This is a genomic window from Winogradskya humida, from assembly GCF_016862215.1.
Classification (GTDB): domain Bacteria; phylum Actinomycetota; class Actinomycetes; order Mycobacteriales; family Micromonosporaceae; genus Actinoplanes; species Actinoplanes humidus.
Genome location: NZ_BOMN01000001.1, coordinates 144,538 through 161,672 on the forward strand (window position 1 = coordinate 144,538; position 17,135 = coordinate 161,672).

Here is a 17,135-nt window from a genome sequence, read left to right on the forward strand (position 1 = left end):
ATTGGTCTACTCGGGCCGGACATGAGGAACGCTCCCATTCGCTTCAAGACGTTCACAAGGATCTATGCTTTCAAAGCTCTCGCACAGGAAACTGAAAGAAAGCTGTGAGCTGCGGAAAGATCTAAAATCGAAGACATTCGATCTAAGTCATACCATCGGCGTACGCCCGGGACCCCGGCAGAGTCATCCGGCCTTCGCAGTCGAACGACAGATGACTTTGCCAGGGTCAGACGCGTAGACGCCGGTGGAATGGCTACCCCTGATCGCAGGGTTCAGGATCTGCGACCGCGCACATCGTGAGCGTGACGTCGAAGGTTTTGCGGTAGATCATCCCGGCGGTGCGGTAGCGAACGGATATGCCCTTGACGGTGGTGGCCGTCTCAGGCGCCGGAAACTCGTACAGAACCTCGACACTGCCGTCGTCGTCCTGTGGAGGAATGGTGAAGCCTTCCACAGGATGTTTGACAGGGAGTTTCCACGTGCTCGGCAGCGGCATCTGGTATCCGCTGACCGCACCGGTGTCGAGTAACGCGACGCGTGTCTCGTCCCAGATATACGGTCCGGCTGACGGTTTGATCTTCTGTGGGTTGTCGGCGAGGGACACCTTGTCCAGGACGATGTCGTCCCGTGTCGGGTTGTGCAGTACTAGCGACCCCCACAGCATGCCGGTGTCGCCGGGCCGGATCCGCGCCCGCAAATTCTCGAAGTTGGTTCCCTCCAGAGGGCCGGCGCGCATCGGTGCGCCCGGCAGCCTGCCGACGATCCACAGGACAGCGACAGCCGCAACCAGGACAGCGATCGAAGCCCCGATGACGCGGCGGCGACCGGTACGCCCCCGGACCTGATCCCGGGACGCACCGATGACCTTCTCGGTCACGAGACCTCCCGTGTCTTCGCCACTCCCGTGAACCACCGCCCCTTATAACCACGCGGTCGTCATAAATCCTTTGGTCACACCAAGGTGGTCGCGAAGGCGCCGGACCGACGAGCGTAGCGATGCCCCAGCGCCTGGCACGCAGTGTGAAGACGTGCGGGCGGGGTCGGATCAGGAGAACGCCCCCGTCTGGCCAGCCGTCCGGTTCTTGACGGAGTGCAGTGCTTGTGCGGGTCACCCTGTTTTCGTGACGCGGAAGATCAATGCCGGACATCCTGGCGAAATTATCGAGACGCGTGTCCACCAGGGCGAACCGGTGCAAGTGGGCAGCGGGACGCATGGCCACTGATCGATCGAGAAACTGCATCTACCCGGCTCTGCGACTTCACCTAGGACGAAGACCGCAGCAAGATTCGCACAGCGCTGATCAGGGTCGCCAGCGCACGACGGCTGCGGTGGCATCGTCTCTGAGCTCGCCGTTCTCGTAGGAGACGATGGTGTGGATGAGACGCCGCATCAGCTCGGCTGCCGGCGTTTTTGCGCGCAGCTCACCGCGTACGAAATCGGTCAGTTGATCTAATCCGAAGAGCTCGCCGTCAGCCGATCGCGCCTCGGTGATGCCGTCGGTGTAAAGCACGAGCGTGTCGCCCTCCTCGAGCATCACCTCGGTGATCCCGGGCGGCCGGTTGATCATGTGCCCCAGCCCGAGCGGCAGTGCGGTCGGCGTCGGCAGCGCCTCCAGCGGGACGTCGCCGCGCAGGTGCAACTCCGCAGGGTGACCGGCTGCGATTCGGCGATAGCAGCCCGTGGTCGTGTCCAGCTCGGCGAGGATCGCCGTCACGAACGCGCCCGGATATTGCGCGCGGATCCATTTGTCGATCGAGCGGTACGTGTCGGCGAGATCAAGACCGGACCGTCGAGCATTACGGTACGTGTTGAGCGTCAGCGTTGTCAGTGCGCTCGCGCTGATGCCGTGACCCACCGTGTCGAAGAGCGCCACGTGGATGATGTCTCCGTTCGCCGCGTAGTCGAACGCGTCCCCGCCCACGTCGTAACACGGCTCCAGCACCGCGGTGACCAGGGCGTTGTTCGCGGCGAACGTCAACGGTGGCAGCTGGTTCCAGATGATCTCCGCGGCGAGCTGCATGGGCATCCGCCGGCGGGTACGTTCCACCGCGTCGCCGTAGAAGCGGCGGCTGGCGATCAGCTCGGCCACGAGTGCGGCGATCACCCGCAGGTCGCGCCGCAGGCGTTCGTCGGGCTCGGAGACCAGCCATACCTCGAGCACCCCGAGCCGCTCGGCGCCGTGCAACAACGGCAGGTAGAGACACGACCCGTCCTGGGCGGGCTCCGCCGTACGGAAGGACTGCCCGGCCGTGGTGTGGTCCACTTTGCGCGCCGCGTTGTCGGCGGGCGTGCCGTGCAACGGCCAGAGCGAGATCTGCTCGTAGTCGATCATCAGCGCGATCACCCGCACGGCGCCGAGCAGCGGCGCCACGGCGGCCAGGGCCGGGGGCAGATCCTCCGGACGACTGCGGTGGCGAAGGTCGAGAAGCCGCCGCACCGCCTCCATCGAATCCACCATGCCGGGTTACATGCCCCCAACCCGTCGCGGTCCAACCCGAAACCGCCCAGCTTTCGGCGGCGGTCCCGCGCGCTGGGATCGTACGATTCCCGGGTGACCGAGCTGCTCGAGCGACTCGAGCAGGTCGCCGCGGGTGGTACATCCTGGCCCAGGTAGGGCGGCGAGCGCGTGGATAGCGTGGTTCGCCATGAGCAATCCTGTAGTTGAGCGCCTGATCAGCGCGTTGAACAGCCACGATCTCGACGCGGTGTCGTCCTGTTTCGGGCCGGACTTCTCGAGTGAGTGGCCGGCTCACCCTGGCCGGGACTTCCAGGGGCCGGAGCAGGTACGCCGCAACTGGGAGATGATCTTCAAGATGTCCCCGGACATCACGATCGCGATGACGAACTCGGTCGAGGCCGGTGACGAGGTGTGGGGCGAGTGGCACTACACCAAGGCGGCGGGCCAGGACCTGCGCGGCGTTGTCATCGTCACGGTTCGTGACGGGCTGATTCGCCGGTCGCGGTTCTACATGGAGCCGATCGACGCCGCGGGCGCCGCTGTGCCGGGCGGACCGCGGCTCGCGCGCGACTGACACAATGGGGCCGTGCAGCGGGATGACGACTTCGGGACCGCGCTGCGTACCCTGCGGCAGCGGCTCACCCCCGGTGAGGCCGGGGTGCCGGCGTCGTTACCCGCTGTGAGGCGCGTGCCCGGCCTGCGCCGCGACGAGCTCGCCGGCATCGTGGGCGTCTCCGAGGAGCATGTGAAACGCCTGGAGCAGGGGCGCCGCCGGCCGTCACCGGGCGTGGTCGACGCGCTCGCCCGGGCCCTGCGGCTGACCTCGGGAGAGCACGACCGGTTGCGTACGCTCGCCGGGTTCGCCGCGTCCGCCGAGCCGGACGGCATGGTCCCGCGCGAGATCACGGAAACGGCGCGCCGGATGCTGGACCGGGTGACCGAGTGCGCGGTCTGCGTCTGCGACGCGAGCTGGACGGTGCTGGACGCGAACAAGCTCTGGCATTCGGACGTGTGCACGGTGCCGGACGAGCGGGGGCGCGGGCGCAACGTGGTCTGGCGCGCGTTCACGGAGACCGGGCCGTCGGTGTTCCAGGCCCCCGAGCGGCTGGACGGGTTCCGGGCGACCGTCGTGGCCGAGCTGCGTGACACGGCCCGGCGTTACCCGGCCGATGCCGAGCTGTCGTCGATGATCGCCGACCTGCACGCCCGGAGCCCGGAGTTCGTCCAGCTCTGGGACGCCCCACTGGTCGAGGGTGGTCACGCGGACCGGCTGCGGGTGCCGAGCCCCGTCCATGGCCACCTCGACCTGGACCTGGACGTGCTGACGCTCACCGCGGGCGACCTTCGCGTCGTCGTCTACACCGCGCCCTGAGGTTTCAAGCCGTCAAAAACGACGGTGAGTGCCTTCGCTCCGGCGGCGGTGTGCTTTCCGGCGGCGGCGTGGGAGAGCGCGACCAGCAACGCGTAGACCTCGGGTAGTGCGACGTCGGCCCGGACCGCGCCGGCCTCCTGTGCCCGCTGCAGGAGCGCACCGACGGCTCGGCGCAGCCCGGCCGCGGCCCGGGTGGCTTCGCCGTCGCTGTCCCCGCCCGCGTCGAGCAGTGCCTCGCTGATCGCGATCTTGGTGGCCGCGTCGGCTACGACATCGCGGAAGAAATCGAAGAACGCGGTGCCGGGATGCTCGGCGCCGAGCATCGCTTCGGCGCGTTCACGAAGCCGGTCGAAGCGCCGGACGAGGACCGCCTGCAGCAGCAACGCCTTGGTGGGGAAATGGCGGAAGACCGTGGCGATGCCCACCCCCGCCAGCCGGGCCACCTCCTCGGTCGAGGCGGACTCCCCGCCCCTGCCGAAGACCTCCTCGGCGATGTCCAGGATGCGGCCCCGATTGGCCTGCGCGTCAACCCGCCGCACCCGCCCGCTGCCCGTCCGATCCATGCCAGCCCTCTTCACCCTCTTGATATCCGGAGTTCGGACTCCGTAAAGTCAGAAGCTCCGGATCCTCGCCGCCTCGATGACAGGACAATGTCATGAGCAAGCATCCCAGCCCCCGCGAGGTCTTCCTCGCCCTTGTGAACGGCGTCGCGGAGGGCCGCTGGGACGCACTCCCCAGCCTCTACGCGGAAAAGACCGACGTCGTGCATCCGTTCGACCCGCTGCGCGCACCCGCCCTGCGCAGCCGCGACGAGCTCCGCGATCATTTCCGTCCGGCCGGGATCGGACCCCGCGTGGAGCGCCGCCCCGCCGACATCACCATCCACGACACCACGGACCCCGAAGTGATCGTCGCCGAGTTCTCCTATCAGGGCACCATCGACGGCAAGCCCTTCACTCAGCCGGGCATCTTCGTGGTACGCGTCCGCGACGGCGAGATCGTCTCCTCCCGTGACTACTTCGACCACCTCACCATGGCCCGCGACCGGGGCCGGCTGGACGATCTCGTCGCGTCAATCACCGCATGACCGGCCTCTTCGACCTGACCGGCACCGTCGCGGTGGTCACGGGCTCCAGCCGCGGCATCGGGCTGGGCATCGCCCGCGCACTCCTGTCACAGGGCGCCAACGTTCTGGTCAACGGCTACGACGCGGATGAGACCGCGAACGCCGTCAAGTCACTCGCCTCCGCCGCCGCCGGAGTCGCCGGAGCCGACGAAGCTGACGAAGCTGACGAAGCTGACGAAGCTGACGGAAGGGTCGTGGGTTTGGCCGGGGACGTCACCGATGCGGGCGTGGCGGAGCGGTTGGTGAGCGAAGCCGTTCGCGTCTTCGGGCGGATCGATCATCTGGTCTGCAACCCCGGGATCGACATCATCAAGCCGGCCGTCGACTACACGCCGGACGAGTGGGACCGCGTCCTCACCGTCAACCTTCGGGGCGCCTTCCAGCCCGCACAGGCCGCGGCCCGGCACTGGATCGCGTACAAGCAGGCCGGGTCGGTCACCATGACCTCGTCGATCGCGGGCAGCATCGGCATACCCACGCTCGCGCCCTACGCGGCGAGCAAGGGCGGCATCAACCAACTCGTCCGCACCCTCGCCGCCGAATGGGCACCCCACGGCATCCGGGTCAACGCCATCGCCCCCGGCTACGTCGCCAACATCATGGACAACGCCATCACGCACGACGAGCAGCGCATCGTGGCTTTCACCCCGCTCGGCCGCCGCGCCACCATCGACGAGATCGCCGCACCGTACGTCTTCCTCGCAGCACCCGCCGCAAGCTACGTCACCGGCGCGGTGATCGCTGTCGACGGTGGCTACACCGCGACCTGACCGCTGTCAGTTGTCGGCGGTCTTGGTGAGAACCTTGAACGCGGTGTCCAGCTCGACGTCCCACTCGGTGTTGTCGGCGGCGCGGACCTCGACCTCGTACGCGACGCCCGGGTCGTCACTGGCCTCGACGTCCGTGGCGGTTCCGCTGCCGACGGCGGCGACCGCGGCCTGGCCGGCCGACGTGCGGGCGGCCTCGGGAACTACGGGGTCGGGCGCGTCGCCGGCCTCGGTTCCGGCCTGCTGGCCGATCACCTTGAGGTCCTTGTCGAGCAGCACGTCGACCTCGCTGCCGTCCTGCTTGCGGATCTCCACCTCGTACGCGCTGCCCGGCTCGTCGCTCGTGTCGACGTCGTCCACGGTCCCGCCGGGGACGGCCTGCACAGCGGCGTTGCCGATCCGGTCTCGCTCGTCACCGCGTACGTCGGCGTTCGCAGCGGTGGCCCAAACGCCGCCGCCGATGGCGAGGGCCGCGACAGCCGCGGTGGTCGTGACGATGATGCGCTTGCTGCGGAGCTTCGCTGTATTCATGGGGACAGCCTGCGACGAGGTGCCTGAACCTCAGCTGAACGCGCCAACCGTACGCAGAACCGCGCGCCCCCTAACTCCGACGCCGACACCGTGACGGCGCCACCGTGCGCGGTGACGATCTCCTTGACGATCGCCAGCCCGAGCCCACTTCCGCCGGCATCACGGGCCCGGGCCTCGTCGAGGCGCACGAACCTGGCGAACACCCGTTCCCGTTGGTCCTCGGGGATTCCGGGCCCGTCGTCGTCGACGGTGAGCTCAACGTTGGCGCCGTTTTCGCGTACCCCTATGGCTATGGTTTTGATCGCATGCCTTGCCGCATTGTCCGTGAGGTTGCGGACCACCTGGGCGAGAGCGGCCGTATCACCCCTGGTCCGCCCGGCACCGATCCCGGTGGTGTCGACGACGAGGCCGGTCCGCGCGACCCGCTTCGCCTCGCTCAGAGCAAGATCATCAAGATCGACATCGTGGTACGCCCGAGAGGCGCCGCCGTCGTCCGCGCGGGTGAGCAGCAGCAACTGTTCGACGAGCCGTTGCAGGCGCGCCGATTCCTCGAGGACGGTGTCGGCGAGTTCGCCGTCGGGCAGCGCGCCGGGGTGGGCCTGGGCGACCTCGGCCACCTGCCGGATGCTGGCCACCGGCGACCGCAGCTCATGCGAGGCGTCGGCGACGAATTCCCTTTGCCTGTCCCGGGATTCCTGCAACCGGGTCAGCATCTGGTTCATGGTCCGCGCCAGGCGCCCGATCTCGTCCCGGGCGCTCGGTTCGGGCACGCGGCGGTCCAGCCGGTCCCCCGTGATCGCCTCGACCTCACGCCGGATCCGCTCGACCGGCCGCAGAGCCCGGGACACCACGACCCACGTCATGGCACCCACGAGCAGGGTCAGCAGGGGCAGCCCGATCACGAGCGGTCCGGCCAGCGCTGCCGTCGAATCGTCGACTTCCTCCCGCGACACCGCTACCGAGACCTGATAGCGATCGCTGTCGTCGACGACCACGACGTACGGATGATCGGAGCCCTGGAGCTTTATCTCATCAGCGGCCTCGGTAGGCAACGCCACGGACGACCGGACAACCGAGCCGTCCGCTCCGGTCACCTGCCAGACCACATCGTCGAGGTCATCGTCGGGTTCGTCCGGCTCGGGCAGCGCCCCACTCTCCGCCTGCGCTCTTAACGCTGAGGCTCGCTGCTCCGCGGTGCTCTCCAACCCATCGGCCAGCGACTCCCGAACCAGCCCGACCAGCACCAACGCCCCCACCAGCAGAGCAACAGCGACAACCCCAACAGCCGCAGCCGTCGTACGCATCCGCACGTCAGCCACCGTCACTCCGCAACCTGTACCCGGCGCCCCGCAGGGTCTCGATCGCGTCCCGCCCGATCTTGTTGCGCAGGTGCCGTACGTAGACCTCGATGATGTTCGGGTCGCCGACGAAATCGACATCCCATACCGCGTCGAGGATCTGCCGCTTGGACATGACATCACCCGGATGCCGGGCGAGGAAAGCGAGCAGGGAGAACTCCCGCGCGGTCAGCTCGATCTCGGTATTCCCACGCCAGACCTTTCTGGCCGCCGGATCAACCCGCAGATCCCCTACCTCAAGCTGCGTGGGCCGCTCCCGTGCACCTCGCCGGCTCACGGCCCTCAACCGCGCTACCAGCACGGGGAAAGAGCACGGCTTGGTCAGGTAGTCGTCGGCGCCGGTATCGAGTCCTTCCACCTGATCCCATTCGCCATCCTTCGCCGTGAGCATCAGGATCGGCGTCCAGTCCTTCTCAGCCCGCAGCGTCGCACAGATCTGGTAACCGTTGATGCCGGGCAACATCAGATCGAGGACGATCGCGTCGTAGTTGTTCTCCCTGGCCAGCCACAGCCCATCAACGCCGTCATGCGCCACATCCACGGCGAAGCCCTCGGCCTCAAGCCCCACCCGCAGCGACCGGGCAAGCCGATGCTCGTCATCCACGACGAGTACGCGCATGGGTCATGCCTCCAGAGGTCGGGAAGATCCATCCTCCCCCACCTACCCTGAACGCCAGCTGAATCCCTGTTTCGCTCGCTCTTGGAAGGGTGGGCGAGAGCAGCGCGGGAGCCGAAGTAAGCGTCGTCAGGCACCGCTCGCTGCCTGCACAGACCGGCCGAGCCAGGCGCGGTACCAACCGGAGAACTTCTCGGTGCCGGCCTCGCCTCGGTTCAAGCCTCAGCCGGCGATCTCATTCCTGCAGGACGCGACGCGGCTTGAACTGGCGAACCTCCTGCGGCCAGCCGCATGCCTCCGCGATTTTGCCGGCCCACATCCGGGCGGTCTCGTCATCCGGCACGTCGACGATGGTCAGGCCACCCAGGAACTCCTTGCTCTCGACATAGGGACCGTCGGTGAAGACCACCGCGCCGCTCGTGGCGTCCGCGCTGAAGACCGGGCCGTCCTCTTCCTCAAGGCCCCCGGCGAAGACGAAAGCCCCGGCGGCCTTGATCTCGTCGACAACCGCCCTGGCGAGGGGACCGCGCCCGCGGAACCACTCCTCGGTGTGGTCACCCACCCACTGCTGATTGAAGTAGATGAGGTACTCAGGCATATCCGCTCCCTCTGGTCGTCCGGACACCTGATGTCCGTCTCTGCATTCGCTACGAACAGCATCCGGCTGATCCGACACTCTCCAGCCCAGGGTTTTACATCAACCCGCGCGATGCTTCGCCGGACAGAGCCCCAGGGATGTATCGCGGGCGTATCGGGATTCGCATACGCCGCTGCAACAGGTCCGGGTCTTCAGTGAACGTCATGGAGCTTCGTGGGATCAAGCGGCGGCGGTTGCTGAGGTGGGGCGGTTTGGCGGCTTCCGGAGCGGTGGTGGGGCGTGGGCCTGTGCGCCTTCCTCCAGCCACTCTGCCCGGTGGGGCGTACGACAGGTATGTGGCTGGGCTTGCTGCCGAGGGCAAGTTTTCCGGGACGGTGGTGCTGGCGCATCGGGGGCGGACGGTGTTGTCCCGCAGCTATGGCTTGGCCGACCGGGAGAAGGGGATACGTAACCGGGAGGGGACGGCGGTCAGTCTCAGCTCGGCGGCTAAGCCGTTCTGTGCGGTGGCCATTCTGCAGCTTGTGCAGGAGGGGCGGGTGAAGCTGACCGACACCGTGGGGACCTATCTGACGGGGTTCGCCTCGGATATCGCGTCGCAGGTGACGATCCATCACATGCTGTCCGACACCTCGGGGCTGGTTGCGCCGGAGCAGGATCTGCAGCGCATCTTTACCAGTCGCTCGGAGGTGCACGAATACCACGAGCAGTGGGCGCGGCAGGCCTCGCTCGTCACCGCTCCGGGCACTGGGACAGATGGGCATTCCGGCGCCAACTTTGCCATTCCCGCGCTGATTGTGGAGGCCGTGACGGGGATGACGTACTGGGACTATGTCGAGGAGAACATCTTCCGGCGGGCGGGGATGACCGGGTCGGGGTTCTTCACCCGGCCGCAGTGGCTCAGGGACGCGCACATCGCGCACTCGTACATGCTGCAGGACGATGGCAGCTGGGTGGACGTGGTGCGCAATCTGGACAAGGGCAGCACGGATCCTTACCAGTTGGGGAAGAACCCGGCGCGGAACTTCATCGATTATGACGGCTTCGCCACGGCGCCGGATCTGGTGCGGTTTGCGAACGCGATCTATGACGGGACTGTGCTGGAGCGCCCGTACGGGGAGGTGCTCACCGCGGCCAAGATTCCTCATGGCCCGCAGCCCGGGGGCGGCGGCTTCCAGGCGTCGCCGGTCGAGACGTCGTTCGCGGCCTATTTGATGGCGGTCTCGATCGTCGACGGCCAGTGGGTGTGGGGCCGCGCCGGCGTCAACCCGGGCAGCGCCGCCAACTGGAACATCTACCCCCACACCGGCTGGGTCGGCGTCATCCTCTCCAACAACGATGGCGCCCCGCTCCTCGACATCCTCGACCAAGAGCTCCAAGCCGTCACCGGCCGACGCTGACGTCCAAACACACAGCATGGGTGGCCCCACCAATATAATTTTGGCTTATACTGTTGCGATGTGGGAGGTACGACTACATCCTGAGGTCGAGACGTGGTTCCTCGACCTCTGCCAAACCGATCCCGTCACAGCAGATCTGGTGGAAGAAGCGATCGACGTTCTAGCCGACCACGGTCCAGCGCTTGGCCGGCCGCTGGTAGACCGATTGAAGGGCAGCACCTACCACAACATGAAGGAGTTGCGGCCTGGCTCTGCCGGACCCACCTGAACTTAGGATGATCTTTGCGTTCGACCCGTCACGGGAAGCAGTGTTTCTGATCGCCGGCGACAAGTCAGGACGATGGCAGGACTGGTACCGCACAGCGATTCCGCTGGCTGACACAAGGTTTGCCGAGCACCTGGCCGACTTGAAAGCAGAGGAGCAGTCATGACGGGGTCAGCGAATTGGCGTGAGGTCAAAGCCAAGGCTCGCGAGCTTGACCCCTCGCGGGATGACAGCGACCGGGTAGCACGCCGACAGCGGATGCGCACCGAGATGCTTGCCGCCGTGAGCGGCGCCCAGCTTGCGGAGATCCGCCAGCAGCTCGGCATGACCCAGACGCAGTTGGCCGAGGCTGCTGGCCTGTCTCAAGCGCGGATCAGCCAGATCGAGGGCGGCGACGCCGTGGGGCTCGACAGCTTGCGCGCCTATGTCGTCGGGCTGGGCGGCCACCTCGACATCGTCGCCCGGATCGGCAACATCCAGCTCAACGTCGCCTGACTGACAGCTCCGGTCAGGGGGTGCGGCGGAGGATGTCGAGGAGGAACCAGTCGTCTTCGTGGTGGACGGTCGGGCTTAGCTCCGGGCGGGCGAGGAACTCTGCGTGGGCGTTGAAGCCGTCGTAGTTGCCGCCGTTGTCCCGGTCTCGGAAGTGGGCCAGGGCCAGGTCGCCCTCCGGTTCCAGGCGGGTGATCAGGCCGTCGATCGTTGCGGCCAGGTCGGCGGCGTTCAGGTAGTAGAGCAGGTCGCCGACCACGATCAGGTCGAAGGTTTCTGCGGGCAGGTCGGCAGGCAGAAGGGCTTCTTCTACGCGTACGCCGGGGAAGTCGGCAACCGCATCACGCGCCTGCGAGACCGCCGCGCCCACCGCGTCGACCGCCAGGAGTGAGTCGCAGCGCGGGGCGAGCATGGCGGTGAGGATGCCGACCGCGCAGCCTGGTTCGTAGGCGTTCCGATATCTCGCCCGGGGGAGGCTGGCCAGGGTGACCGCGTATTTTCGCTGGTCGGACCACTTGGAGGCGTTGTCCCAGGGGTCGTCCTTCGCCAGGTAGAGGTTGACGAAGTGATCCAGCGTGAAGGATTCCGTTGGGGGCTGTGCGTCGCCCGGTGCTCTAACCACGCCGGTTATTGTGCAGGATGGCAAAAGGTAGGCTGTCCTAACTTTCGGCAAAGAGGGCGGGTGGGGTGTGGCGGAGCCGGAGTCGCTGGCGGATCTGCTGGGTGGGCGGCGTGCTGCCCTGGACGCGACCGTTCCCCCTGTCGTCTTCGTGGCCGGGTGGCTGGTTGGCGGGCGGTCCCTCTGGATCGGGGCTGCTGCCGCGATAGTTGCCGCCGGCATTGTCGGAGCGGTGCGGCTGAGGAATGGGGACAAGCCTCGGGCCGTACTCATCGGGTTGCTCGGGGTTTGTGTCGCCGCGATTGTTGCGTTGCGGACCGGGCGGGCCGAGGACTTTTTCCTGCTGCAGATCGTCAGTAATGCGGCGAGTGCGTTGGCGTGGGCCGTGAGCATTGTCGTGCGGTGGCCGCTGCTCGGGATTGTCGTGGGCACCGTTCTGGGGCAGAAAACGCGGTGGCGGCGGGATCCGGCTCTGCTCCGGGCGTACATGAAAGCCAGTTGGGTCTGGGTTCTGCAGTATGTGGTGCGGTTGGCGGTTTTCGTTCCGCTGTGGGCGACGCATCAGGTGGTGGCGCTGGGGATCGCGCGTGGGGTGCTGACCTGGCCTTTGGTTGCTGCTTGCCTGGCTGTCAGCTGGTGGGTGATCCGGCGGGATCTGCCCGAGGGGCATCCGGGTCTACGGCACCCTAGGGACCGAGCCGGCGCCGACCAGGTCTGATTCCGGCTCGTCGGGGGTGCCGAAGCCGGTGCGGTCCATCGTGCCCCATACCGCTTTGCGGCCGTGCCATGCGCCGAATGCGCCTTTGACCTGCCACACCGCGAGGATCTGGCGATACCCGAAGTTTTCCAGAATGGCCGCCGTCATGCCCCGGGCCAAATCACCCCAGCGCGGATAGCGGTGGAAAGACACTTCCTCGATGAACAGAGCGGCAAGACTGACCAGCAATCCATATCCGTACGCCACCAGCACGAACCGCCACGCGAATTCGAGATTGACAGCGTCGACCCACAGCCCGAGCGGGAGCAGGACAAGCGCGGAAAGCTCGATGAACGGCGCGAGCAGCTCGAAGACCACGTAGTACGGCAGCGCGACCAGCCCGATCCGTCCGTAGCGAGGGTTGAGGATCATGCGGCGGTGCTTGCTGAGGATCTCCGCGATGCCCCGATGCCAGCGGCGGCGCTGGCGGCCCAGGACGGCGAGGCTGGACGGGGCTTCGCTCCAGCTGACGGGTTCGGCGACGAAGATGACGCGGTAGTCCTCCTTCGTCTCGCGCAGGTGGTGGTGCAGGCGGACGACCAGCTCGGCGTCCTCGCCGATCGTGTCCTCGTCCATGCCGCCGACGCGGACCACCAGGTCGCGGCGGAAGACACCGAACGCGCCGGAGATCACGACGAGGCCGCCGAGGCGGGACCAGCCGGTGCGGCCCATCAGGAACGCGCGCAGGTATTCGACGACCTGGATGCGGACGAGCCACTGCTTGGGCATGCGTACGTCGACCACGCGGCCGCCGATGACCTTGCAGCCGTTCGCGATGCGGACCACGCCGCCGCACGCCGCGACGCGCAGCGGATCGTCGCCGAACGGTTTCGCCACCGACAGCAGGGCGTCCGGGTCGAGGACCGAGTCGGCGTCGACCATGCAGATCAGCGGGTGCCGGGCCAGGTTGATGCCGACGTTGAGCGCGTCGGCCTTGCCGCCGTTGGTCTTGCGGACGACGGTCAAGGTCTCCGGGTTGGCGCGGGCCACGTGCACCGACAAAACTTCCGAGGTGTACGCGACATCGGCCGGAACGACGCGGGGCACCTCGACGAGGTCGAAGCGTGCGCGCAGCTGTTCGAACGTGTCGTCGGAGGAGCCGTCGTCGACGACCACGACCTCGTAACGGGGGTAGCGCAGCGCGGTCATCGCCTGGACGGCGGCGACGATGCCGGGGCCCTCGTTGTACGCGGGGACGATCACCGAGACCGGCAGCGTGAGCGGGCTGCGGAACATGTCGTCCGCGCCGGCGAACGGGATGCGCCGCAGGTGCCGGTAGAACTCCAGCCCGGCCAGCACGATCAGCACGAGGTAGCTGCTGTTGAGCGCCACGAAGTACGCGAAGATCGACACGTCGGTCCAGCGCAGGGCGTCGCGGATGAACTCCTCGATCACACCGGTACCCCTTGTCCTCCGCCGGTCATGCCGGGACCGCCGTTTTCTCCTCGCGCAGGACCCGGGCGAGGGCCAGTGCCTCGAGGGCGTGGCCGTTGCCGCCCCGGCCCGTCAGCGCGGCGAGGCCGGCGGGGCCGATCCGGCGCAGCGCGTGCGCGGCCTCGTGCGCCACGTGGAACGCCCCGTCGTCGAGCAGCGCCTCCAGCACCGGGACCGCGTTCGGGGAGCCGATGTCGCCGAGCGCCTTGGCCGCTGCGGCGCGCAACGCGGCGGGGCGGGAGATGTGCAGTGCCAGGGACAGCGGGTCGATCGCGGAGCGCGTGCCGAGCTTGCCCAGCGCGTTCGCGGCCGCCACCCGTACGTCGAGGTGTGCGTCCTCTTTCAGGATGCGGGCGATGCGGGTGACCGAGGCGGTGGCGCCGAGCAGGCCGAGCGCGTCGAGGCAGACCGCGCGTACCCGTGCCTGGGGGTGGTCCAGGGCCGCGGACAGCGTCACCTCGGCCTCCGCACCCAGCTGGACCAGGGTGTGGCTGGCGAGCAGGGACGGGATCGGGTCGGAGCGGTCCAGGCTGGCGATGATGCGCCAGGCCGCGGCCGGGTCACCGATGCGGCCGAGGGCTCGTACGGCAACCACGCGCACTTCCGCGTGCCGGTCCGTGAGCAGCCGGCACAGCTCGGGGACGGCCTGGCGCAGCTCGAGATCGCCGAGCACCTGAGCGGCCCGGGCACGTTTGACGCGGCTGCGGGAGCGGAGGTGCCCGAGCGCCGTACGCGCTGTCCCCCGCCGCAGGAACACCGAGACCAGCCCCATGTGGGCCTCCCCGCGTAGCTTGCCGAGCAGCGCCAGCGCGTGCGGTTCGGCGGCACGCCACGCGTCTTCGGGGATGGCGACCAGATCGTGGCTGCCCTCCTCGCCGTTGTCGGCCACGAACGCGAGCAGGGACCGGCGTGGTCCGGCGGCGAGGCGCGCCTGTTTGCGGTGCTTGAAACGCCGGTAGAGGCGCACGGCCACGATGCCGGTGGCGGTCAGCACGACAACGGCGGTCAGCACCTCGATCGCGAGGGTGAACAACTCCAGCATCAGTGGTGGACCCTGGCCAGCGCCGCCTCGACCCGGAGCAGGAGCTCGCGGGGGCTGAACGGTTTGATGACGTAGTCGGTGGCGCCGGCGGCGTACCCCTGCTCGAGGTCCTGCGGCCGGGACCGGGCAGTGAGCATGATGATGGGTACGGCCGCCTTCAACGCACCCGCCCGCAGCTCGCGGCAGACCTCGATGCCCGACATCCGCGGCATCCGCACGTCCAGCAGCACCAGGTCCGGCGGGTGCGCACGAGCCTCACGCAGCGCGGACATCCCGTCCGCCACCGCGATCACGTCCATCCCGCCCTGCCCCAGCTTGTACGACACGAGGTGGCGGATGTCAGGGTCGTCCTCGACGAGCAGGATGGTGCTCATCGTCGTCCCCCCGGTTGCCGATCCGGTCCCCTACCCTGTCCAACGTATCCGTTTTGCTCGTTTTCTGGCGGCTTTTTCGGGGCGGACGGTAGCAATGCCGCAACCCTCGCCCCAGGCGCTCAATCGGGTCGCAGATCCGTCCGATAGAGCCTGCGTGAACATCACCAGGTGGTTCGGTGCCCCCGGCCGGCGAGGCGTAGCCCTCGCGGCCGCCGTGCTCGCGACCGGTCTCGGCACCGGCGCCGCCGCGGCGACCGGCCTCACCGCGGCCGCGAACGACGCGACCTCCGCGCAACTCGCCCTCCGCACGGCGAGCGTGCGCGGAGCCCTGGACAGCACCTTCCAGCGGTACGCGGACACGATGCACGACCTCGTCGCCACCTCCTCCATCCCCGGCGCCGACCTCGCGTCGACGGTGTCCCGCATCGCCGCCGACCGGCTCCCCGCCGCGCACCAGGTCACCGTCGTGTCCCCCGCCATGGCCGTACTCGCCGAGCACACCCTCGACGGCAGCACCCCGCCGCGCAACGCCACGCTCACTCCCACGCCGTTCCTGCAGCACGGGCTCACGCTCGCGCGCTCGACCGGGCGGCTCGTCGCCAGCCCCGCGCACGTACTCCCCGCCGACCTGGACCTGCCGCCGGCGCACCGCCAGCCCGCCTTCGAACTGATCGCCCCCATCCACGACTCCGAGTTCCGCGGCTGGGTCGTCGTCGGCGTCCGCGCCTCCGACCTGCTGCGCGACTCGCTGCGCGCGGCCGGAGTGACCGGTGTGGCCACCGTGCTCACCGAGACCTCCCCCGACGGCGTCACCCACGAGGTCGCCACCTGGTCCGCCTCCGGCTCCGCTGCCGGGAGCGCTTCGAGCACCGTCGACGTCGCTCTCGCCGGGCACGTCTGGCAGGTCGTGGTCCGGCCGACCACCCCGCTGATCAGTACGGGTCAGGAGCTCGCCGGCCCGTTGACGATGCTCGGCGCGGTGATCGCGTCGCTGCTGCTGTCCGGCACGGTTCTCGCCGTGATCGGGGACCGGCAGCGGCTCGTGGCTTCCAGTCGTACCGACATCGACCGGGCCCGGACCGCCGAACTCGCCGCAGCCGGCCACGCCGCCGAAGTGACCGCCACCCTGCGCGAACGCGAAGCGGAGCTGACCGGTTTCGCAGCAGCCGCGGGCGAGAACCTGCACGCCCCGCTGCACACCATCGCCGGCTTCACCGACCTCCTCCTCGAAGAGGCCGCCCCCCAGCTCGACGAGGCCTCCCGCGGCTTCCTCGACCGCATCGGCCGCAGCACCCGCCGCATGCTCACCCTCGTCGACGAACTCCTCGCCTACTCCGCCGCGGGCGACGCCGCCCTCAAACTCGAACCGGTCGACACCACCGGCCTCACCCTCGGCATCGTCGCCGGCCGCCTCGACACGGTCGAAGGCGAGCGCCCCAGCATCGACGTCAGCGACCTGCCCCCGGTCATGGCCGACGCCGAACTCCTCGGCGAGGTCCTCGGCCATCTCGTCGACAACGCCACCCGCTTCGTCCGCCACGGCACCGCCGCCCGCGTCACCGTCACCGCCCGCGAGCACTCCCCCGGCTGGTGGCGCATCGAGGTCGCCGACCGCGGCATCGGCCTCCCCGAGGACCAGCGAACCCGCATCTTCCAGCCCTTCCACCGCGCCCCCGCCGCCGAAGGCTTCCCGGGCACCGGCCTCGGCCTCGCCATCTGCCGCCGCATCATCGACCTCCACGGCGGCGACCTCGGCGTCGCCCCCAACCCCGGCGGCGGCAGCATCTTCTGGTTCACCGTCGCCGCCACGGGCATCGCCCTCAAACCCGGCCCCGAACTCCTGGCCGCCGGCGCCGTCTGACCGACTGAACAGCGAACGCAGTGAATGGCTCATCGCGTCAGGAACGCTTCGTTGCTCCCCATGGCTG

Annotated in this window: 21 protein-coding genes; 10 read left to right on the forward strand and 11 right to left on the reverse strand. The window is 68.4% G+C overall.

Annotated features, from left to right (window positions below):
• Positions 1-253: 253 nt before the first annotated feature.
• Both Ahu01nite_RS00695 and Ahu01nite_RS00700 read right to left on the reverse strand, forming a co-directional pair.
• Entirely contained in the window at positions 254-877 is a 624-nt protein-coding gene (locus Ahu01nite_RS00695) for a hypothetical protein (RefSeq protein ID WP_203834351.1), read from the reverse strand.
• Positions 878-1,301: 424 nt separating this feature from the next.
• Complete coding sequence (locus Ahu01nite_RS00700) at positions 1,302-2,447, reverse strand: PP2C family protein-serine/threonine phosphatase (RefSeq protein ID WP_239158524.1); 1,146 nt, start codon at positions 2,445-2,447, stop codon at positions 1,302-1,304.
• A gap of 199 nt (positions 2,448-2,646) precedes the next feature.
• Here Ahu01nite_RS00700 and Ahu01nite_RS00705 point away from each other — a divergent pair, with 199 nt between their 5' ends.
• Together Ahu01nite_RS00705 and Ahu01nite_RS00710 are read left to right on the forward strand one after the other, a co-directional pair.
• On the forward strand, positions 2,647-3,033 hold the full coding sequence (locus tag Ahu01nite_RS00705) for a nuclear transport factor 2 family protein (protein WP_203834353.1): 387 nt from the start codon (positions 2,647-2,649) through the stop codon (positions 3,031-3,033).
• Positions 3,034-3,045: 12 nt separating this feature from the next.
• Complete coding sequence (locus Ahu01nite_RS00710; RefSeq protein WP_203834354.1) at positions 3,046-3,831, forward strand: helix-turn-helix domain-containing protein; 786 nt, start codon at positions 3,046-3,048, stop codon at positions 3,829-3,831.
• Here the strand turns inward: Ahu01nite_RS00710 and Ahu01nite_RS00715 are convergent.
• The gene (locus tag Ahu01nite_RS00715) at positions 3,816-4,394 is read right to left on the reverse strand and encodes a TetR/AcrR family transcriptional regulator (protein WP_203834355.1); all 579 of its coding nucleotides are present in this window, start codon (positions 4,392-4,394) and stop codon (positions 3,816-3,818) included. The genes Ahu01nite_RS00710 and Ahu01nite_RS00715 overlap by 16 nt on opposite strands.
• Positions 4,395-4,486: 92 nt before the next feature.
• Here Ahu01nite_RS00715 and Ahu01nite_RS00720 point away from each other — a divergent pair, with 92 nt between their 5' ends.
• Together Ahu01nite_RS00720 and Ahu01nite_RS00725 are read left to right on the forward strand one after the other, a co-directional pair.
• The gene (locus Ahu01nite_RS00720; protein WP_203834356.1) at positions 4,487-4,918 is read left to right on the forward strand and encodes a nuclear transport factor 2 family protein; all 432 of its coding nucleotides are present in this window, start codon (positions 4,487-4,489) and stop codon (positions 4,916-4,918) included.
• Positions 4,915-5,727: an SDR family NAD(P)-dependent oxidoreductase gene (locus tag Ahu01nite_RS00725; protein ID WP_203834357.1), complete on the forward strand. Its 813-nt coding sequence runs from the start codon at positions 4,915-4,917 to the stop codon at positions 5,725-5,727. Before Ahu01nite_RS00720 ends, Ahu01nite_RS00725 begins: the two co-directional genes overlap by 4 nt.
• A 6-nt stretch (positions 5,728-5,733) precedes the next feature.
• Here Ahu01nite_RS00725 and Ahu01nite_RS00730 read toward each other — a convergent pair whose 3' ends face one another.
• The 4 genes from Ahu01nite_RS00730 to Ahu01nite_RS00745 form a co-directional block, all read right to left on the reverse strand.
• Positions 5,734-6,255, reverse strand: coding sequence for a PepSY domain-containing protein (locus Ahu01nite_RS00730; protein ID WP_203834358.1), 522 nt, complete (start codon positions 6,253-6,255; stop codon positions 5,734-5,736).
• Positions 6,252-7,574: a sensor histidine kinase gene (locus Ahu01nite_RS00735; RefSeq protein ID WP_203834359.1), complete on the reverse strand. Its 1,323-nt coding sequence runs from the start codon at positions 7,572-7,574 to the stop codon at positions 6,252-6,254. The genes Ahu01nite_RS00730 and Ahu01nite_RS00735 overlap by 4 nt, the downstream gene beginning before the upstream one ends.
• Positions 7,567-8,232 (reverse strand): response regulator transcription factor, encoded by a 666-nt coding sequence (locus tag Ahu01nite_RS00740; RefSeq protein ID WP_203834360.1) that lies wholly within the window; start codon positions 8,230-8,232, stop codon positions 7,567-7,569. Before Ahu01nite_RS00740 ends, Ahu01nite_RS00735 begins: the two co-directional genes overlap by 8 nt.
• Before the next feature lie 232 nt (positions 8,233-8,464).
• Positions 8,465-8,827 (reverse strand): YciI family protein, encoded by a 363-nt coding sequence (locus Ahu01nite_RS00745; RefSeq protein ID WP_203834361.1) that lies wholly within the window; start codon positions 8,825-8,827, stop codon positions 8,465-8,467.
• 335 nt (positions 8,828-9,162) lie between these two features.
• Between Ahu01nite_RS00745 and Ahu01nite_RS00750 the strand changes: the two genes are divergently transcribed.
• The 4 genes from Ahu01nite_RS00750 (at position 9,163) to Ahu01nite_RS00760 (ending at position 10,984) form a co-directional block, all read left to right on the forward strand.
• Positions 9,163-10,224, forward strand: a complete 1,062-nt coding sequence (locus tag Ahu01nite_RS00750) for a serine hydrolase domain-containing protein (protein WP_239158525.1) — start codon at positions 9,163-9,165, stop codon at positions 10,222-10,224.
• A 58-nt stretch (positions 10,225-10,282) separates the two neighbouring features.
• Positions 10,283-10,492 carry a type II toxin-antitoxin system RelE/ParE family toxin gene (locus tag Ahu01nite_RS51255; protein ID WP_275411684.1) on the forward strand — a complete coding sequence of 70 codons (210 nt, stop codon included), beginning with the start codon at positions 10,283-10,285 and terminating at the stop codon, positions 10,490-10,492.
• 7 nt (positions 10,493-10,499) lie between these two features.
• On the forward strand, positions 10,500-10,655 hold the full coding sequence (locus Ahu01nite_RS51260; protein WP_275411685.1) for a type II toxin-antitoxin system RelE/ParE family toxin: 156 nt from the start codon (positions 10,500-10,502) through the stop codon (positions 10,653-10,655).
• A 92-nt stretch (positions 10,656-10,747) separates the two neighbouring features.
• Positions 10,748-10,984, forward strand: coding sequence for a helix-turn-helix domain-containing protein (locus tag Ahu01nite_RS00760; RefSeq protein ID WP_239158526.1), 237 nt, complete (start codon positions 10,748-10,750; stop codon positions 10,982-10,984).
• A 13-nt stretch (positions 10,985-10,997) separates the two neighbouring features.
• Here Ahu01nite_RS00760 and Ahu01nite_RS00765 read toward each other — a convergent pair whose 3' ends face one another.
• Complete coding sequence (locus tag Ahu01nite_RS00765) at positions 10,998-11,603, reverse strand: SAM-dependent methyltransferase (protein WP_203834364.1); 606 nt, start codon at positions 11,601-11,603, stop codon at positions 10,998-11,000.
• Between the two features lie 67 nt (positions 11,604-11,670).
• Between Ahu01nite_RS00765 and Ahu01nite_RS00770 the strand changes: the two genes are divergently transcribed.
• Positions 11,671-12,318 (forward strand): DUF3159 domain-containing protein, encoded by a 648-nt coding sequence (locus tag Ahu01nite_RS00770; protein ID WP_203834365.1) that lies wholly within the window; start codon positions 11,671-11,673, stop codon positions 12,316-12,318.
• Here the strand turns inward: Ahu01nite_RS00770 and Ahu01nite_RS00775 are convergent.
• The 3 genes from Ahu01nite_RS00775 to Ahu01nite_RS00785 are packed head-to-tail and all read right to left on the reverse strand — an operon-like array spanning position 12,277 to position 15,207.
• Positions 12,277-13,752 carry a glycosyltransferase family 2 protein gene (locus Ahu01nite_RS00775; RefSeq protein WP_239158527.1) on the reverse strand — a complete coding sequence of 492 codons (1,476 nt, stop codon included), beginning with the start codon at positions 13,750-13,752 and terminating at the stop codon, positions 12,277-12,279. The genes Ahu01nite_RS00770 and Ahu01nite_RS00775 overlap by 42 nt on opposite strands.
• 25 nt (positions 13,753-13,777) lie before the next feature.
• On the reverse strand, positions 13,778-14,833 hold the full coding sequence (locus Ahu01nite_RS00780; protein WP_203834366.1) for a HEAT repeat domain-containing protein: 1,056 nt from the start codon (positions 14,831-14,833) through the stop codon (positions 13,778-13,780).
• Complete coding sequence (locus tag Ahu01nite_RS00785) at positions 14,833-15,207, reverse strand: response regulator transcription factor (protein WP_203834367.1); 375 nt, start codon at positions 15,205-15,207, stop codon at positions 14,833-14,835. Before Ahu01nite_RS00785 ends, Ahu01nite_RS00780 begins: the two co-directional genes overlap by 1 nt.
• Before the next feature lie 154 nt (positions 15,208-15,361).
• Here Ahu01nite_RS00785 and Ahu01nite_RS00790 point away from each other — a divergent pair, with 154 nt between their 5' ends.
• Positions 15,362-17,068: a sensor histidine kinase gene (locus tag Ahu01nite_RS00790; RefSeq protein WP_203834368.1), complete on the forward strand. Its 1,707-nt coding sequence runs from the start codon at positions 15,362-15,364 to the stop codon at positions 17,066-17,068.
• The last annotated feature ends 67 nt before the right edge of the window (positions 17,069-17,135 follow it).

Excerpts from the sequence above, each read along its gene's own strand:
- Ahu01nite_RS00725 (WP_203834357.1), top strand. The coding sequence starts at position 4,915 with ATGACCGGCCTCTTCGACCTGACCGGCACCGTCGCGGTGGTCACGGGC.
- Ahu01nite_RS51260 (WP_275411685.1), top strand. The coding sequence starts at position 10,500 with ATGATCTTTGCGTTCGACCCGTCACGGGAAGCAGTGTTTCTGATCGCC.
- Ahu01nite_RS00780 (WP_203834366.1), bottom strand. The coding sequence starts at position 14,833 with ATGCTGGAGTTGTTCACCCTCGCGATCGAGGTGCTGACCGCCGTTGTC.
- Ahu01nite_RS00705 (WP_203834353.1), top strand. The coding sequence starts at position 2,647 with ATGAGCAATCCTGTAGTTGAGCGCCTGATCAGCGCGTTGAACAGCCAC.
- Ahu01nite_RS51255 (WP_275411684.1), top strand. The coding sequence starts at position 10,283 with ATGTGGGAGGTACGACTACATCCTGAGGTCGAGACGTGGTTCCTCGAC.
- Ahu01nite_RS00760 (WP_239158526.1), top strand. The coding sequence starts at position 10,748 with ATGCGCACCGAGATGCTTGCCGCCGTGAGCGGCGCCCAGCTTGCGGAG.
- Ahu01nite_RS00720 (WP_203834356.1), top strand. The coding sequence starts at position 4,487 with ATGAGCAAGCATCCCAGCCCCCGCGAGGTCTTCCTCGCCCTTGTGAAC.
- Ahu01nite_RS00715 (WP_203834355.1), bottom strand. The coding sequence starts at position 4,394 with ATGGATCGGACGGGCAGCGGGCGGGTGCGGCGGGTTGACGCGCAGGCC.
- Ahu01nite_RS00740 (WP_203834360.1), bottom strand. The coding sequence starts at position 8,232 with ATGCGCGTACTCGTCGTGGATGACGAGCATCGGCTTGCCCGGTCGCTG.
- Ahu01nite_RS00745 (WP_203834361.1), bottom strand. The coding sequence starts at position 8,827 with ATGCCTGAGTACCTCATCTACTTCAATCAGCAGTGGGTGGGTGACCAC.
- Ahu01nite_RS00785 (WP_203834367.1), bottom strand. The coding sequence starts at position 15,207 with ATGAGCACCATCCTGCTCGTCGAGGACGACCCTGACATCCGCCACCTC.
- Ahu01nite_RS00700 (WP_239158524.1), bottom strand. The coding sequence starts at position 2,447 with ATGGAGGCGGTGCGGCGGCTTCTCGACCTTCGCCACCGCAGTCGTCCG.
- Ahu01nite_RS00730 (WP_203834358.1), bottom strand. The coding sequence starts at position 6,255 with ATGAATACAGCGAAGCTCCGCAGCAAGCGCATCATCGTCACGACCACC.